This window comes from Streptomyces sp. ME02-8801-2C (assembly GCF_033793965.1).
Taxonomy (GTDB): Bacteria; Actinomycetota; Actinomycetes; order Streptomycetales; family Streptomycetaceae; genus Streptomyces.
Window position 1 is genome coordinate 99,788 of sequence record NZ_JARAXP010000012.1, and the last position, 14,596, is coordinate 114,383.

The window sequence follows — 14,596 nt, forward strand, 5'->3', positions numbered from 1 at the left end:
CTACCCGTCCCATCACTTCCTGGGGGCTGTGCCCCCAGACCCCCCTCCGGCCCTGAACGGGCCTTGTCCTCAAACGCCGGACGGGCTGGGGGTGCGGGCCTTGTCCTCAAGCGCCGGACGGGCTGGGGGTGTGGGCCTGTCTCGTGCTCGAACGCCGGGGCGGGCTGGGGGTGCCCGCCGGGGCTCAAGACCTAAGCGATTTGCCTTGGTGGGTTGGGCTGACGTAACGTTGGGTTTACCGACGCGGGGTGGAGCAGCTCGGTAGCTCGCTGGGCTCATAACCCAGAGGTCGCAGGTTCAAATCCTGTCCCCGCTACTTGAGGCCGAGGGCCGGAATCCTGTATAGGGTTCCGGCCCTCGGTGTGTTTTCGGTCAGGCGGGCGCGTGCTGTCGTAGTGGGGCCCAGCAGCGGATGATGTCGCGGACCGAGACGATGCCCGTCGGCTCGCCGCCGTCCAGGACGATGAGATGGCGGAAGCCGCCGTTGGCCATCGCGTACGCGGCCTCCTCCAGTGTCCAGGAGGGGGTGGCGAAGACGACGTCGTTGGTGGTGTGGGCGTGGGCGCGTTCCGCGTCGGGGTTCTGGCCGAGGCCGACGGAGTTGAGGATGTCGCGTTCGGTGAGGATGCCGATTCCGCCGGCGTCCGGGTCGAGGACCACCGCCGCGCCGATACGCCGCGCGGCCATCAGCGTGGCTGCCTGGCGAAGGGTGTGATCGGGGCCGATGGTGAGGACCACGGTGCTCATGGCGTCACGTACGAGCATGGGGTGGAGCCACCTCCTAGAGAGTTCCCGCCCCTGTTCAGTTTTTCACAAGTTCACAAATGGGGGGAACTTCAGGGTGGCAGTTAAAGAGACGGCAAACAAGAGGGCGCGTACGGCTGTTACAGGGCGTACGGGGGATCAGTAGCGCTGGTTGAGATAACCCAGCATCTCGTCGTGCAGGTGGCCGTTGGACGCCGCCCCGTCTCCGCTGTGCGGGCCCGGGCGGCCGTCGAGGCCGGTGAATGTGCCGCCGGCCTCCGTGACGATGATCGCGTTGGCCGCCATGTCCCACAGGGACAGCTCCGGCTCCGCGCAGATGTCGATGGTGCCCTCGGCGACCATCATGTACGGCCAGAAATCGCCGTACGCGCGCGTGCGCCACACCTCGCGGGTCAGGTCGAGGAAGCCGCCCAGGACACCGCGGTCCTCCCAGCCCGTGAGCGACGAGTAGGCGAACGACGCGTCCGTCATCTTCGAGACGTTCGAGACGCGCAACCGGGATGACGAGGAGAGGCTGCGGCCGGTGAAGGCGCCGTGCCCCTTCGCCGCCCACCAGCGGCGGCCCAGCGCCGGGGCGGAGACCACGCCGACCACCGGCTGGAAACCGCCCTCGCCCGCCTCCATCAGGGAGATCAGCGTGGCCCAGACGGGCACCCCGCGGACGTAGTTCTTGGTGCCGTCGATCGGGTCGATCACCCAGCGGCGGGGACCGGTGCCCTCGATGCCGAACTCCTCGCCGAGGATCGCGTCACGCGGGCGGGCCCGCTGCAGCTGGCCCCGGATCAGTTCCTCGGCAGACTTGTCCGCCTCGCTGACCGGTGTCATGTCCGGCTTCGTCTCGACCTTGAGGTCGAGTGCCTTGAACCGGTCCATCGTCGTGGCGTCGGCAGCGTCCGCGAGGACGTGGGCAAGGCGCAGGTCATCGAGATAGTCGGGCATAGGCGAACCGTATCTTTCACGGCTGCCGCCGGGCTACAGGGGGAGGCGGGTGCGATCACCCGCGGTTGACCGGCTCCGGCGCTGTGCGGTCGGCCGCGTACAGGGTGCGAATGTCGCCATGCGCCCCCGGCGCCGTCGCGAACCCTTGACAGTGACTCCGTGCGCGTCAAACCTATGGCGCAGAGCCGCTCGCCCCTGGGAGGCGAATGATGCCTGCAGCGCGGGATTCCTTACTGGATGCCGCTTACACGGCGCTCGCGCGCCGTCCGTGGTCCGCGGTGCGGATGGTCGACGTCGCGGCGACGGCCGGAGTGTCACGGCAGACGCTGTACAACGAGTTCGGCAGCAAGGAGGGGCTCGCCAGGGCCCTTGTCCGTAGAGAGGCCGACGCCTACCTCGCGGGCGTCGAGCGGGCGCTGACCGGGCCCGCCGACCCGGGTACCGGAGCGCGTGAGCGGCTCACCGCGACCGCCGAGTGGACCGCGTCGGCCGCTCGCGACAGCGTCCTCGTACGGGCCCTGCTGACCGGCTGCTGGAGCGAACGGCTGCCCTCGCCGACGCTGTCCGCCGTGCCGTCCTCCGCGGCGGTGCCCGCGCAGCGGCGGGCCGACGGGCCGCTGCCCTCGCCCGGCGATCTCGTGGCCCTGGTCAGGGACCGTGCCGTGACCGTGCTGTCCGGTGCAGGCGCGGCCAAGTCGGAGGCGGCCGAGATGTCCCGCGCCTGCGAACTGGCCGTCCGGCTCGCCCTGTCCTGCGTGTCCGCGCCGCCGGGGGAGGGCGGCATCGGCGAGCTCGTCAAAAGTGTGATGGAGCTGCCGCCTTCCCCTGCCGTGTGGAACTGAGCGCGCGGGCCGGGAGCGCCCGGGCCGCAGCTCGCGTCAGTGCGACGAGCCCGACAGCTGGAGGCCGATCACACCGATGATCACCAGGCTGATCGAGACGATCTTCAGGACGGACACCAGGTCGTCGAGGAAGATCATCCCGTAGATCGCGGTGCCCGCCGCGCCGATGCCCGTCCACACCGCGTAGGCGGGGCCCACGTCGAGCTTCTTCAGGGAGAGGGTCAGCAGGCCGAAACTGGCGAGGGCGAAGATGGCGAACGCGATCGTGGGCCACAGTCGGGTGAAGCCGTGGGAGAGCTTCAGGCAGACGGCGAAGCCGGTTTCCAGGAGCCCCGCCACAACGACCAGCAGCCACGCCATGTCTTGTCCTCCCGTGTGCCACGCCGACTGGCTCGGTCTGCTTCGCTCTGCTTCGTCACGCTCGGATCCGGCTCGGTGCGATTATGCACTTACCGGCACTCGCCCCTGCCAAACAACGCGGAGGTCAGTCGCCCTCCGTCCGCTCCCTCGTCGACAGCAGCCGGCGCAGGGAGTAGAGCCGCGCGGGATCGGCGTGGCCCTTCTCCACCCACTCGTCCAGCGCGCAGTCGGGCTCGTCGTGACTGCACGCGCGCGGGCAGCCCTCCGTACCGGGTTCGAGGTCGGGGAAGGCGTGGATCACCCGGGACGGGTCGACATGATGCAGCCCGAATGAACGTACGCCCGGGGTATCGATGACCCAGCCCGCGTCGCCCGAGAGCGGGAGGGCCAGGGCGGAGGTGGTGGTGTGGCGGCCACGGCCTGTCACCGCGTTGACGTGGCCCGTGGAGCGCCGCTGGTCGTTCGGCACCAGCGCGTTGACCAGCGTCGTCTTGCCGACACCGGAGTGACCGACGAACGCGGTGGTCTTGCCGTCCAGTTGCTCGCGTACGCGGGCCACGGCGGTACCGTTCTCCAGCTCCTCGCGGCTTGTGACGACGTACGGGATGTCCAGGGCGCCGTACAGCTCCAGGAGCTTGTCCGGTGGGGACAGGTCCGACTTGGTCAGCACGAGGAGGGGGTCCAGGCCGCCGTCGAAGGCGGCCACCAGGCAGCGGTCGATCAGACGCGGGCGGGGTTCCGGGTCCGCCAGGGCCGTCACGATGGCCAGTTGGTCGGCGTTGGCCACGACCACCCGCTCGTAGGGGTCGTCGTCGTCCGCCGTGCGGCGCAGGAGCGAGGTGCGCTCGCCGATGCGGACGATACGGGCCAGGGTGTCCTTCTTGCCGGAGAGGTCGCCGACGAGGGCCACCTGATCGCCGACCACCGCCGCCTTGCGGCCCAGTTCGCGTGCCTTCATCGCCAGGACGATCCGGTCCTCGACCAGGACGGTCAGCCGGCCCCGGTCGACGGTCAGGACCATGCCGTCGGCCGCGTCCTCGTGCTTCGGGCGGATGTTCGTACGCGGTCGGTTGCCCTTGCGGTTCGGGCGGGAGCGGATGTCGTCCTCGTCGGTGTGCTTGCCGTAGCGGCGCATGATTCCGGTCCGCCCGTCAGTTCCCGAGCATTCCGGCCCACAGATCGGGGAAGTCCGGGAGGGTCTTCGCCGTCGTCGCCACGTTCTCGATCCGTACGCCCTCCACCGCCAGACCGATGATCGCGCCGGCCGTCGCCATTCGGTGGTCCTCGTACGTGTGGAAGGTGCCGCCGTGCAGGGGGCGCGGGCGGATGTGCAGGCCGTCGGCCGTCTCGGTCACGTCGCCGCCGAGTTCGTTGATCTCCTTGGTCAGGGCCGCCAGACGGTCCGTCTCGTGGAGGCGCAGATGGGCGACGCCGGTGAGGGTGGAGGGGGAGTCCGCGAGGGCGGCGACAGCCGCGATGCCCGGGGTCAGCTCGCCGACCTCGCTCAGGTCCACGTCGATGCCGTGGATCGCGCCGGAGCCGGTGAACTCAAGGCCGTACTCGGTGAGTTCGCAGGAGCCGCCCATCTCCGTGAAGATCTCGCGGAGCCGGTCGCCGGGCTGGGTGGTGCGGGCCGGCCAGTCGGGGATCGTGACCTTGCCGCCGGTCACCAGGGCCGCCGCCAGGAACGGCTGGGCGTTGGAGAGGTCCGGCTCGATGGTGAGGTCCCGGCCGAGCAGGGCGCCGGGTGTGACCCGCCAGACGTTCTGTTCGCCGCCCGACTCCGGGGTGTCCACCTGGGCGCCGACCGCGCGCAGCATGTCGACCGTCATCCGGATGTGGGGGAGGGAAGGCAGGGTCGCGCCGGTGTGGCGGACCTCGACGCCCTGGTTGAAGCGTGGGGCGGACAGCAGCAGGGCGCTCACGAACTGCGACGACGAGGACGCGTCGATCGACACCGGGCCGCCGTCCAGGGCCCCGGTGCCGTGCACCGTCAGCGGGAGCGCGCCGCGGCCGTCGTCGTCGATGCGGGCGCCGAGGGCGCGCAGACCGTCGATCACGCCGTGCAGCGGACGCTCGTACGAACGCGGATCGCCGTCGAAGCGGATGGGGCCGTCGGCGAGGGCGGCGACCGGGGGCAGGAAGCGCATCACGGTGCCGGCGTTGCCGACGTCGACCGTGGCGGGGCCGTGCAGGCCGGCCGGGATCACGCGCCAGGCCTCACCCGAGGGTCCGTCGGAGCCGCCCGCCACGGAGGAGCTCGACGACACCGTCTCCTCGATGCCGACGCCCATCGTGCGCAGGGCGGCTGCCATCAGGAGGGTGTCGCGGGAACGGAGGGGGCGGCGCAGCCAGCCGGGTTCCGAGGCGAGGGCGGCGAGGATGAGGGCGCGGTTGGTGACGGACTTGGAACCGGGCACGTGGACCGTCGCGTCGACGGCTCCGCTCGCGTGCGGGGCGGGCCAGAGGGCGGTGTCTGCGGGGTTCGGGGCCATGGGGTCACTTTAGTAGCCGGTGGTGGTTCGGGTGCGGGTGCGTTGTGGCTGGTCGCGCAGTTCCCCGCGCCCCTGGGACGCTGCCCCTGCGGGGCGCGTCCATCGGGTCGGGGGCCTCCGCCTGTCTCTCCTTGTTCGCCCCGCCTACACCTCCAGCAGCCACCTGCCTCCGCCTATCAGTGAGCACAGGCTCACCGCGTGGAACAGGAAGAGCCACAGGCCTGCCGGTACGTGGGTCAGTCGGGACAGTTGGTCCGCGTCCGAGTCGCCCGCTCCGCCCCTTCTGCGCTTGGCCTGGAGTTCGAAGGCCGGGCGGACTCCGCCCAGCAGCAGGAACCACACCACCGCGTAGGCGAACGCCGCCTGGATCTGGGGGCCGGCGAACCAGGACACCAGGACGAAGGTGCCGCCGGTGACGAACACCGTGAGGGCGCCGTACGCGTTGCGGATCATCACCAGCATCGCCACCAGCAGCGCCGTGGCCAGCCACAGGAGGGCCGTGATGTGGCCGGCGGCGAGGAGCGCGGCGCCGCCGAGGCCGAGCAGCGGGGGAGCGGTGTAGCCGAAGGCGGCCGTGAGGATCATGCCGATGCCGTGCGGCTTGCCCCGGCTGACCGTGAGGCCGCTGGTGTCGGAGTGCAGACGGATGCCCGTGAGGGTACGGCCGGTCAACAGCGCGACGAGCCCGTGGCCGCCCTCGTGGGCGATGGTGATGGCGTTGCGCGAGAGGCGCCACAGGGGATGCGGGACGGTCACGGCGAGCGCGGCGGCCAGGGTCGCTATCACCACCCACAGGTCGGGGTCGGGCTGGCTGCCGAATATCTCGTCCCAGAGGCCGGCCAGCGAGGTGGATGCGGTGCTGTCCATTGTCGGCGGAGGCTCCTAGCGTCGCAGTCGATGGGGGCCGGCGCGTAGCGCCATCGTTGAGGGGTGGTGGTCGGGAGGCGGGTGGGCCTGGCAGTGTGGCACGTATGTGCGGTAGGTATGCAGCGAGTCGTGCGCCCGAGGATCTCGCAGGAATCTTTGAGGTCGACAAGTGGGAGCCCGAGGAGACCCTCGCCCCTGACTTCAACGTGGCCCCGACCAAAGAGGTCTACGCGGTCCTCGACCGTCCTCTGAAGGACGCCGAGGACCCCCAACCGGTTCGGCAGCTCCGGAAGCTGAAATGGGGCCTCGTCCCCTCCTGGGCCAAGACGCCCGAGGGCGGCGCCCGGATGATCAACGCGCGCGCGGAGACGGTCCACGAGAAGCCCTCGTATCGTCGTGCCTTCACCACCCGGCGCTGCATCCTGCCCGCCGACGGGTACTACGAGTGGGTCACCGGGGCCGGCGAGCGTGAGCTGGAGGTCGAGGGCAGGAAGAAGCGGCCGCGCAAGCAGCCGTACTTCGTGACGCCCGCCGACGGGTCGGTCTTCGCGATGGCGGGACTGTACGAGTTCTGGCGGGACCGGACCCTGCCGGACGACCACGCGCTCGCCTGGTGGGTGACGTGCTCCGTCATCACCACCGAGGCGGAGACCTCGCCGCTCGCGGTCGCCCCCGCCGAGGGCCCGCGTGCCCTGGCCGACATCCACCCCCGGATGCCCCTCATGCTCACCCCGGACCACTGGGACGCCTGGCTCGACCCGGCGCGTACCGAGGTGGACGACCTGCGCGAGCTGCTCGCACCGCCCCCGACCGGGCTGATGCGCGCGTACCCCGTCTCCACGGCCGTGAGCAACGTCCGCAACAACGGGCCGGAGCTGCTCACCGAGCTGGAGGGGCCCGAGGAGGGCACACTCTTCTGATGTGAGCCCTTCCGAAGCGCATACCGAGACCGCCGACAGCGTCGAGACGGTCGAGACCGATGCCGGTACCGCCCGCGTCACCTGGCACCCGGCCGAGGCGGCCCGGTTCGTCCTGGCCGTCGGCCATGGCGCGGGCGGGGGCATCGAGGCGCGGGATCTTCAGGCGCTCGCCGGGGAGCTGCCCGCGCACGGTGTCACCGTCGCGCTCGTCGAGCAGCCCTGGCGGGTGGCCGGGAAGAAGGTCGCGCCCGCGCCGAAGACGCTGGACGTGGGCTGGCGGGGCATCTGGCCCGCGCTGGCGAAGCCCGGGCTGCCGGTGATCGCGGGCGGGCGCAGCGCCGGGGCCCGCGTGGCCTGTCGTACGGCCCGGGAACTGGGCGCTGTGGCGGTGCTCGCGCTCTCTTTTCCGCTGCACCCTCCCGGCAAGCCGGAGAAGTCGCGGGCCGCCGAACTGCTCGGGGCCGGGGTGCCCACCCTCGTCGTCCAGGGCGGCAACGATCCGTTCGGGAAACCGGACGAGTTCCCGCCGGGGGAGCACGAGTTGGTGGAGGTGCCGTACGGCGATCACGGCTTCGTCGTGCCGAAGCGGGCGCCCCTCGGACAGGACGAGGCGGTGGCGGTGATCACCCGCCGGGTGGGGGAGTGGGTCGCGTCACTCGGGTGAGGGCCGGGAATGCCGGGCGGCGGACCACTGTTGTGCGGATCAGACACCACGAGCGTGGGGTAACCGTTCGTACGAGAGGAAGTCCGCCGCATGGGTTCGACCACCTGCCCGACTCGTCGCAGCAGCGCTGACCTGGACTGGACGGTGCTGCACGCGTCGAAGACCGGCCCTATCAGGCCGGCGGGCGGACACAATGTTCACGCCTCTCCGACCGCAGGTCGTCTATCCTCCGATTCGAGTGGGATCGGTTTTGGTCCCATCACATCGTCTGAGGAGGTGGGTCCGGTCACTGGGACCGACGCGGGGACCGAACACGGTCAGGCGGAGCAGCCCGAGGGCCAGGGCAGGAGTGAGTCGACCGTCGAGCGCAGCGCGCGCTTCGAGCGGGACGCGCTCGAATTCCTCGACCAGATGTACTCGGCCGCGCTGCGCATGACGCGCAACCCGGCCGACGCCGAGGACCTGGTGCAGGAGACGTACGCCAAGGCGTACGCGTCCTTCCACCAGTTCCGTGAGGGCACCAACCTCAAGGCGTGGCTGTACCGGATTCTCACGAACACGTTCATCAACTCGTACCGCAAGAAGCAGCGTGAACCCCAGCGCAGTGCGGCCGAGGAGATCGAGGACTGGCAGCTCGCGCGTGCCGAGTCGCACATGTCGACCGGTCTGCGCTCCGCCGAGTCGCAGGCGCTCGACCACCTGCCCGACTCGGATGTCAAGGAAGCCCTCCAGGCCATCCCGGAGGAGTTCCGCATCGCGGTCTATCTCGCGGACGTAGAGGGCTTTGCGTACAAGGAGATCGCGGACATCATGGGGACACCCATCGGTACGGTGATGTCCCGGCTGCACCGCGGCCGTCGTCAGCTGCGCGGCATGCTGGAGGACTACGCCCGTGACCGTGGCCTCGTTCCGGCCGGTGCCGGAGAGTCGAACGAAGCGAAAGGTTCGGGCTCATGAGCTGCGGAGAGCCGCACGAGACGGACTGCAGTGAAGTACTCGATCATCTCTACGAGTTCCTCGACCGGGAGATGCCGGACTCGGACTGCACCAAGTTCGAGGTCCACTTCGAGGAATGCTCTCCGTGCCTCGAGAAGTACGGGCTCGAACAGGCCGTGAAGAAGCTCGTGAAGCGCTGCTGCGGTCAGGACGACGTGCCGACCGACCTGCGCGCCAAGGTCATGGGACGGCTCGACATGATCCGATCCGGCGAGACGGTACCCGAGCACGACGTGGCTGCCGAGAGCTGACCCACGCTCGTACGTCGTCGGCCCCGCACAAGCGGGGCCGATCGTCGTTTGCGGCGTCGTTTTCGGGCTGCGCCGTCAGACGTCCAGGCCGTTCTCGATCCTCTTCAGGCTGTGCCGGGCCAGCGCCAGGTTGCTGCGCGACCGGTCGAGCGCGACGTACAGGAAGAGCGCGCCCTTGCTGCTGGCCAGCGGGCGGATCAGGTGGTACTGCCTACCCAGCGTGATCAGGATGTCCTCGATGGTGTCGTCCATGTCCAGCGAGGCCAGCGTGCGCATCTTCGACCGTACGACCTCGGTGTTGCCCGCCGCCGCGAGTTCCAGGTCCAGGCCCGGGCCGCCACCGAGCGTGCCGAGCGACATGCCGCTGTCGTAGTCGACGAGCGCGACTCCGAGTGCCCCGTCGACGGTCATGGCTTCCTTGAGCGCTGTCTCGATGTTCATTCTGCTGCCCCAATTCCTCAGTGACGCTGACCGGTCGCTGTCCGTGCAACTACGATCGAACTCAAGCGACTTGCGGGTCGCAAAACATCAACTTTGGTGTGCGGTACGAAAGTTGTCGTTCAAAGTACTGCGCAGCGGTCGCACGCGAAGGGGGAATGGCGAAATGTCGACGGCAGTTGAGGCTTCGCTGGCCAGGTTCCTCGACTCCCCCGGCGTCACCGGTGTCGCCCTCGTCGACGCAGTCACAGGCCTCACCTACGGAGTGGCGGGGGACACCGCCGAGGCAGGGGACGGCCAGGAGAGCTCCGAGTTCGCCGCCCTCGTCGCCGAACGGCTGGGCCGGGCGGGCGCCGAGGGCGAGTTGGAGAGTGTCGTCACGACGAGCGTGCGACGCCATCAGGTCCTGGCCATGGTGGGCCGACCGGCCGGGGATCCGCTGCTGCTGACGGCCGGGCTCGACCGGGACCGGGCCAATCTCGCGCTCGCCGCGCGCAGTGTGGGGGACCTGGCCGCCGAGGTGCTGGCGTGAGGGGCCCGACCGGCACGGCCGGCCCGACCGGCACGGAGGGCATGACTCGTACGAAGGGTGCGAGAGCGCGGGTGGGTGCATGAGGGCGTCCGCCGCGCGCAATCTGCCCGCGCTGCTGCTGGAGCTGCGCGAGGAGAGGTTCAGCGGCACAGTACGGGTGGAAGGCACCCCGGGCGGCACGCTCCAGCTGCGCGAGGGTCTGGTGGGCGCAGTCGAGACACCGGGTGCGCCGACCGCGACCTCGTTACTGCTGACCTCGGGCCGGATCGGCGACGAGGACTGGCTCGCCGCGTGCGCCGCACAGCGCGACGCGGACCTGCTCGGTGAACGCCTGGTGGCCGACGGGCTGGTGGGCGCCGGCGAACTCGAAGTCATCTGCGCGGCCGCGGTGTTCGACGGGGCCTTCGCCATGTCGCTGGGCGCGCCGGGCAGTTGGCAGCTGAGCGAACGGGAGCCGGCGGTTCTTGCCCGACCGGGCGTGGAACCACGGCGGTTGACCGACGAGACCACCCGGCGCATCGCGTTGCTCATCCGCCTGTGGGGACCACCGGGCGATCTCGCCCGGGTACGCCCCGTACCGGGTACGGGAGTTGTGGAGGGGCCGCTGTCCGGGCGGCACGAGAACATTCTGAACCAGGTCAACGGGCGCCGTACGGCCCGGGACATCGCCTTCGCGCTGGGGCGCGGGCTGTACGCCGTGATGCTGGACCTGATCCGCATGCAGACGCTCGGGCTCCTCAGGTGGGAGACCCCGACCGTCCCCGGCGGTCGGCCCAGCACGGCGCCACGTGTCACCCCCGGCCGTACGTCGGCCGCCGGCCCGCCGCCGGTGCCGTCGAGAACCGAGCCGCTGCCGAGGCGTATGCCCCGTGGCGGAGAGAAAGGGGGGAAGTGAGTGCGGACGATGGAAGAGATGACCCAGGCACCGACCGAGGTGCCGACAGCGGCACCGAGCGGGGCACTGACGGAAACACTGGCGGAAACGCCGACAGGAACGCCGACCGGAACGCCGAAGGCAACACTGCGGGAAACACCGAGGGAAGCCCCGACGGAAGTGCGGCGGACCTCGACGACCAGGGTGTGACGACACCCCCTCTGCCCGTACGGAAGCCGCTTCCCGTACGGGGTGCGCCGAACCCCGCCCTGCTGGGCCCCACGGCCGAAGAACTGGCCGCCGACCAACCCTCTGTCGAGACGCTGCGGCGGGTCCGCCGCGCGTTGCGCGCTCTTCCGGAGCCCGACTGACCGCAAGGAGTACGTCCCATGGGTCCCCTGAGCCCCCCGAGTCCCCTGAGCGACAACCCCGACCCACAGCCCCCTCAGTCCTCCCAACTGACCGGCATCCTGATCTCGTTGCGGGACCGGGTGCTGGGAGTCTCCGAGAGCGTTCTTTCCACGGTGGACGGTCTTCTCGTCGTGGCCGACGCGGAGACCGTGCACCCCGAGTCGGTCGCGGCGCTCGCCGCCGCCACACTCGGAGTGAGCCGTCGCATCGCCGACCAGGCGAAGGTCGGCGCGCTGCGCGAAGTGGTCGCCCGGTGCGGCTCCGGACACGTCATCGTCCTGGCCGTCGGCGAACGCGCGCTGCTGACCGTCGTGGGCGACGACGGGCTGGACATCGCCGCGTTCCAGCGTGAATCCCCGGCCACGGTCGAGGAGTTGACCAAGGTGCTGGCCGCGGATGTGGCGTACTGACGGTGTGACGCCGTATAACGCCGTACGACGCTGTATGGCGCGTATGGCGCGGTATGACGGCGGCTCACTCTAACGGGCTAATCTGCGGTTCCTGAGGCCTGAGAATCGCCCAATGCCTCCGTACGGCCGCCGTCGGGCGCCCTATCCTCCTTGACCCGGAGCCTGAAACAGGCGGGACTCGGGGGAGGGAGCGCCATGCGGTCGATCACGCCGTGGGCGCGCGTCTACGTCGTCGCCGTCGCCGCGGGGGCCGCCCTGTGTGCGGCGCCCGTCCGGTTCGCGCACGCCCCCTGGGGCGCCGTGGCGCTGTTCGCCGCGCTGTGCGCGGCGTGCGAGCAGCTCGCGGTCGGCCGGTTCGGCGCGGGCCGGGGATACGAGAGTCCCGGCGCCGCGGCTCCCGGGGGCGCCGTCGGTGGTCCGCCCCGCCGGCACACGCCCGTCCTGCTCGCCGGTGCGTTTCTGCTGCCGCCCGAGGCAGCCGCGCTCGTGCCGCTGCCGGGTGCGCTGCTCGTGCGGGGCGGCGAACACACGCCCTGGCCGCGCCGGCTCTGGCGGGCCGGACAGCTCGGGATCGGCGCCTGGACGGCCTCGCGGGTGCACGGAGCCCTGGGCGGGCCGGACACGGTCGTCTCCTCCGACTTCCCGTACACCCTGTTCGCCGCCGGGGTGTCCGTGGTCGCGTTCTGCCTGGTCCTGGCCCTGCTCGACGGCGGCATCCTGGCGCTCGCCGAACAGGTGCCGGTACGGCTGGCCTGGCGGGGACTCTTCGTACGGTCACTCGTGCCGGTCGGCGTGCACGGGCTCGCCGGGCTGATGATGGCCGTCCTGTGGCGCAGCCCCTACGGGCCCCTCGCCGCGCTGCTCGTGCTGCTGCCGATGTGGGTGTCGTGGTGGGTCTTCGCGCAGTACCACCGGGAGCGGACGGCACACCAGGCGACGATCAGGGCGCTCGCGCAGGCCGTCGACATCAAGGACGGGTACACACGCGGGCACAGCGAACGGGTCGGGCAGGCGTCGATGATGATCGCCCGGGAACTGGGCATGGACGAGGAGCGAGTGGAGGTTCTTCGCTTCGCCGGGATCCTGCACGACGTCGGCAAGCTGGGCGTTCCCACCCGGCTACTGCGCAAGGACGGGCCGCTGACGCCGGAGGAGCGGCGGGTGATCGAGCTGCATCCGGAGTACGGACACGAGATGGTCCGGGGATCGGCTTCCTCGGCGAGGCCCGATCCCCTGCACCACCACGAGCGGCTCGACGGCAGCGGGTACCGTTCCTGTGGACTGAGCGGGGGTGAGTCCGTTCAGCCGCGCGCCCCGAACGGTCTTGGGCGTACTGGTCCCCGGCGTACTCGACCCCGGGTGGCGACACGCATCGTGTGCGTTGTCCGGGCCCGGGAGGCCAGTTCCCTGTGCGACCTGGCCAGGCGGGTACGGCCAGAGGCGACGGGGAGGCCCTGAACCATCCTCTGGTGGAGCAGGGGCCCCGCACGCTGACGCCGTACCTGGTGTCCCAGGTCGCACCACCACGTTAGCCCGATCGGCCCAGGGCGTCGCAAGCCCGAAGGGGACGATCACACGATCGAGCTAATGCGGCCTCGTGTCCTCCTTGTCGAGCAGCTACCACCCCTCGTTCACGGCAGCGCCGCCCTCCTCCCTCTCCCACACCCTCTGGTTCGGCCTCGACGAACGTGCCGTCGCGTTCTCCTTCGGGCTGCTCGTCCTGCTCGGGGAGCTGACCCGGTGGAGTGGGCCCGAGTCGCGGGAGGCGGCGCCGCTCGCCGCCGCCGGGGCGCTGTCGTACGCGCTGCTCGGGGAGGACGCCGGACGGGCCACGCACCACGGCGCGCTCCAGGTCGTCTCCGTCGTCGTCGCGGCCACCCTCGTCGGCTGTGTACCGCACGTCGCACGTCGCACGTCGCACGTGGCCAGGGGCCGACCGCCGACCATCTCGCCCGCCGCGTGCTCACCACCGGCTTCGCCGCCATCTGCTTCCAACCCCTCTACAACCAGGGCGTGTTCGAGGCCTGGGGCGGTCCCGGCTCCTTCCCTGCCTATGGCCCCCTGCTCGTCGCGCTGCTCGGGCTCACTGCGCTCTGCGACGCCGTACTCGCTGCTGCGGGACGAGCTGCGGGCCGTGCTGGGGATCGGGACCGCCGTGTGCGCGACCGGGGTGGTCATGGCGCTCGCCGTCGGTGTCGTCGGGCTCTGGGCGCTGCCCGTCTTCTCGCTGCCGCTGCTTCTCACCCAGTTCGCCTTCCGGCGGTACGCAGCCGTGCGGGCCACCTATCGGCAGACGATCGCCTCCCTGGCCCGCGCCACCGAGATCGCCGGGTACACCCCGGCCGGGCACGCCCGGCGGGTCGCGGTGCTCAGCCGGGCGGTGGGCCGTGAGCTGGGGTTGTCCGAGGCGGAGCTGACCGTGCTGGAGTACGCGGCCCTGATGCACGACATCGGGCAGCTCAGCCTCGTCGACCCGGTTCCGGCCGGGGCCACGGCCGTACTCCCGGTGGCGGAACAGCGCCGGATCGCACTGCTCGGCGGGGCCGTCGTACGGCGGACGGGGGTGGCCTCGGCCGTCGCCGTGGTCGTGGAGCGGCAGGCCGACCCCTACCGGGAGCAGCCCATCTCCGCGTGCGTCGTGCGGGCGGTCAACGCGTACGAGGAGATGGTGCGGGACGCCGGAGCCGGCGGACCGCTGCACGCGCTCGAGGAGTTGCGGCTCGGGACGGGACGGGATTATCGGCCCGAGGTGGTGGAATCCCTCGCCCGGGTACTCGCCAGGAATGGCGGAGTCGTCCATGAGCGCATCGGCTGAAGGTGGTGGTGGGACAG

General features: G+C 70.8%; 17 protein-coding genes, 1 tRNA gene and 1 pseudogene. 12 read left to right on the forward strand and 7 right to left on the reverse strand.

Annotated features, from left to right (window positions below):
- Positions 1-242: 242 nt before the first annotated feature.
- Positions 243-316: transfer RNA gene (locus PV396_RS32655), tRNA-Met, on the forward strand.
- Positions 317-372: 56 nt separating this feature from the next.
- Here the strand turns inward: PV396_RS32655 and PV396_RS32660 are convergent.
- Both PV396_RS32660 and hisN read right to left on the reverse strand, forming a co-directional pair.
- Positions 373-765, reverse strand: coding sequence for a cyclic nucleotide-binding/CBS domain-containing protein (locus PV396_RS32660; RefSeq protein ID WP_319210807.1), 393 nt, complete (start codon positions 763-765; stop codon positions 373-375).
- 138 nt (positions 766-903) lie between these two features.
- The gene (gene hisN / locus PV396_RS32665) at positions 904-1,704 is read right to left on the reverse strand and encodes a histidinol-phosphatase (RefSeq protein WP_319210809.1); all 801 of its coding nucleotides are present in this window, start codon (positions 1,702-1,704) and stop codon (positions 904-906) included.
- A 209-nt stretch (positions 1,705-1,913) separates the two neighbouring features.
- Here hisN and PV396_RS32670 point away from each other — a divergent pair, with 209 nt between their 5' ends.
- A complete protein-coding gene (locus tag PV396_RS32670; protein WP_319211004.1) occupies positions 1,914-2,546 on the forward strand; it encodes a TetR/AcrR family transcriptional regulator in 633 nt (210 codons plus the stop codon).
- A 36-nt stretch (positions 2,547-2,582) separates the two neighbouring features.
- On the opposite strand, the gene PV396_RS32675 is transcribed toward PV396_RS32670, so the two are convergent.
- The 4 genes from PV396_RS32675 to PV396_RS32690 form a co-directional block, all read right to left on the reverse strand.
- Complete coding sequence (locus tag PV396_RS32675; RefSeq protein ID WP_319210810.1) at positions 2,583-2,906, reverse strand: multidrug efflux SMR transporter; 324 nt, start codon at positions 2,904-2,906, stop codon at positions 2,583-2,585.
- A gap of 124 nt (positions 2,907-3,030) precedes the next feature.
- A complete protein-coding gene (gene rsgA / locus PV396_RS32680; protein WP_319210812.1) occupies positions 3,031-4,041 on the reverse strand; it encodes a ribosome small subunit-dependent GTPase A in 1,011 nt (336 codons plus the stop codon).
- Positions 4,042-4,057: 16 nt separating this feature from the next.
- Positions 4,058-5,401, reverse strand: coding sequence for a 3-phosphoshikimate 1-carboxyvinyltransferase (gene aroA, locus PV396_RS32685; RefSeq protein WP_319210814.1), 1,344 nt, complete (start codon positions 5,399-5,401; stop codon positions 4,058-4,060).
- Between the two features lie 144 nt (positions 5,402-5,545).
- Positions 5,546-6,268, reverse strand: coding sequence for a M50 family metallopeptidase (locus tag PV396_RS32690; RefSeq protein WP_319210816.1), 723 nt, complete (start codon positions 6,266-6,268; stop codon positions 5,546-5,548).
- 104 nt (positions 6,269-6,372) lie between these two features.
- Between PV396_RS32690 and PV396_RS32695 the strand changes: the two genes are divergently transcribed.
- From PV396_RS32695 to rsrA, 4 genes are all read left to right on the forward strand, one after another.
- Complete coding sequence (locus PV396_RS32695; RefSeq protein ID WP_319210817.1) at positions 6,373-7,188, forward strand: SOS response-associated peptidase; 816 nt, start codon at positions 6,373-6,375, stop codon at positions 7,186-7,188.
- 1 nt (position 7,189) lies between these two features.
- Positions 7,190-7,852 carry an alpha/beta family hydrolase gene (locus tag PV396_RS32700; protein ID WP_319210818.1) on the forward strand — a complete coding sequence of 221 codons (663 nt, stop codon included), beginning with the start codon at positions 7,190-7,192 and terminating at the stop codon, positions 7,850-7,852.
- Between the two features lie 276 nt (positions 7,853-8,128).
- Positions 8,129-8,809 (forward strand): RNA polymerase sigma factor SigR, encoded by a 681-nt coding sequence (gene sigR, locus PV396_RS32705; protein WP_319210820.1) that lies wholly within the window; start codon positions 8,129-8,131, stop codon positions 8,807-8,809.
- Entirely contained in the window at positions 8,806-9,099 is a 294-nt protein-coding gene (gene rsrA / locus PV396_RS32710) for a mycothiol system anti-sigma-R factor (protein ID WP_319210822.1), read from the forward strand. Before sigR ends, rsrA begins: the two co-directional genes overlap by 4 nt.
- Before the next feature lie 75 nt (positions 9,100-9,174).
- Here the strand turns inward: rsrA and PV396_RS32715 are convergent, their stop codons facing one another.
- A complete protein-coding gene (locus tag PV396_RS32715) occupies positions 9,175-9,540 on the reverse strand; it encodes a hypothetical protein (RefSeq protein WP_307626471.1) in 366 nt (121 codons plus the stop codon).
- A 163-nt stretch (positions 9,541-9,703) separates the two neighbouring features.
- Here PV396_RS32715 and PV396_RS32720 point away from each other — a divergent pair, with 163 nt between their 5' ends.
- From PV396_RS32720 to PV396_RS32745, 6 genes and pseudogenes are all read left to right on the forward strand, one after another.
- The gene (locus PV396_RS32720; protein ID WP_319210826.1) at positions 9,704-10,069 is read left to right on the forward strand and encodes a hypothetical protein; all 366 of its coding nucleotides are present in this window, start codon (positions 9,704-9,706) and stop codon (positions 10,067-10,069) included.
- Between the two features lie 79 nt (positions 10,070-10,148).
- Positions 10,149-10,964 carry a hypothetical protein gene (locus PV396_RS32725; protein ID WP_319210828.1) on the forward strand — a complete coding sequence of 272 codons (816 nt, stop codon included), beginning with the start codon at positions 10,149-10,151 and terminating at the stop codon, positions 10,962-10,964.
- A gap of 185 nt (positions 10,965-11,149) precedes the next feature.
- Positions 11,150-11,314 (forward strand): hypothetical protein, encoded by a 165-nt coding sequence (locus tag PV396_RS32730; protein WP_319210830.1) that lies wholly within the window; start codon positions 11,150-11,152, stop codon positions 11,312-11,314.
- An 18-nt stretch (positions 11,315-11,332) separates the two neighbouring features.
- Complete coding sequence (locus PV396_RS32735) at positions 11,333-11,764, forward strand: roadblock/LC7 domain-containing protein (protein ID WP_319210832.1); 432 nt, start codon at positions 11,333-11,335, stop codon at positions 11,762-11,764.
- Between the two features lie 195 nt (positions 11,765-11,959).
- Positions 11,960-13,222, forward strand: coding sequence for an HD-GYP domain-containing protein (locus tag PV396_RS32740; RefSeq protein WP_319210834.1), 1,263 nt, complete (start codon positions 11,960-11,962; stop codon positions 13,220-13,222).
- Between the two features lie 148 nt (positions 13,223-13,370).
- Positions 13,371-14,579, forward strand: a pseudogene (locus PV396_RS32745) (HD-GYP domain-containing protein).
- Positions 14,580-14,596: the final 17 nt, after the last annotated feature.

Bases quoted from the DNA above. Each gene is read 5' to 3' on its own strand.
- PV396_RS32660 (WP_319210807.1), bottom strand. From the start codon at position 765: ATGCTCGTACGTGACGCCATGAGCACCGTGGTCCTCACCATCGGCCCC.
- hisN (WP_319210809.1), bottom strand. From the start codon at position 1,704: ATGCCCGACTATCTCGATGACCTGCGCCTTGCCCACGTCCTCGCGGAC.
- PV396_RS32670 (WP_319211004.1), top strand. From the start codon at position 1,914: ATGCCTGCAGCGCGGGATTCCTTACTGGATGCCGCTTACACGGCGCTC.
- PV396_RS32675 (WP_319210810.1), bottom strand. From the start codon at position 2,906: ATGGCGTGGCTGCTGGTCGTTGTGGCGGGGCTCCTGGAAACCGGCTTC.
- rsgA (WP_319210812.1), bottom strand. From the start codon at position 4,041: ATGCGCCGCTACGGCAAGCACACCGACGAGGACGACATCCGCTCCCGC.
- aroA (WP_319210814.1), bottom strand. From the start codon at position 5,401: ATGGCCCCGAACCCCGCAGACACCGCCCTCTGGCCCGCCCCGCACGCG.
- PV396_RS32690 (WP_319210816.1), bottom strand. From the start codon at position 6,268: ATGGACAGCACCGCATCCACCTCGCTGGCCGGCCTCTGGGACGAGATA.
- PV396_RS32695 (WP_319210817.1), top strand. From the start codon at position 6,373: ATGTGCGGTAGGTATGCAGCGAGTCGTGCGCCCGAGGATCTCGCAGGA.
- rsrA (WP_319210822.1), top strand. From the start codon at position 8,806: ATGAGCTGCGGAGAGCCGCACGAGACGGACTGCAGTGAAGTACTCGAT.
- PV396_RS32715 (WP_307626471.1), bottom strand. From the start codon at position 9,540: ATGAACATCGAGACAGCGCTCAAGGAAGCCATGACCGTCGACGGGGCA.
- PV396_RS32720 (WP_319210826.1), top strand. From the start codon at position 9,704: ATGTCGACGGCAGTTGAGGCTTCGCTGGCCAGGTTCCTCGACTCCCCC.
- PV396_RS32725 (WP_319210828.1), top strand. From the start codon at position 10,149: ATGAGGGCGTCCGCCGCGCGCAATCTGCCCGCGCTGCTGCTGGAGCTG.
- PV396_RS32735 (WP_319210832.1), top strand. From the start codon at position 11,333: ATGGGTCCCCTGAGCCCCCCGAGTCCCCTGAGCGACAACCCCGACCCA.
- PV396_RS32740 (WP_319210834.1), top strand. From the start codon at position 11,960: ATGCGGTCGATCACGCCGTGGGCGCGCGTCTACGTCGTCGCCGTCGCC.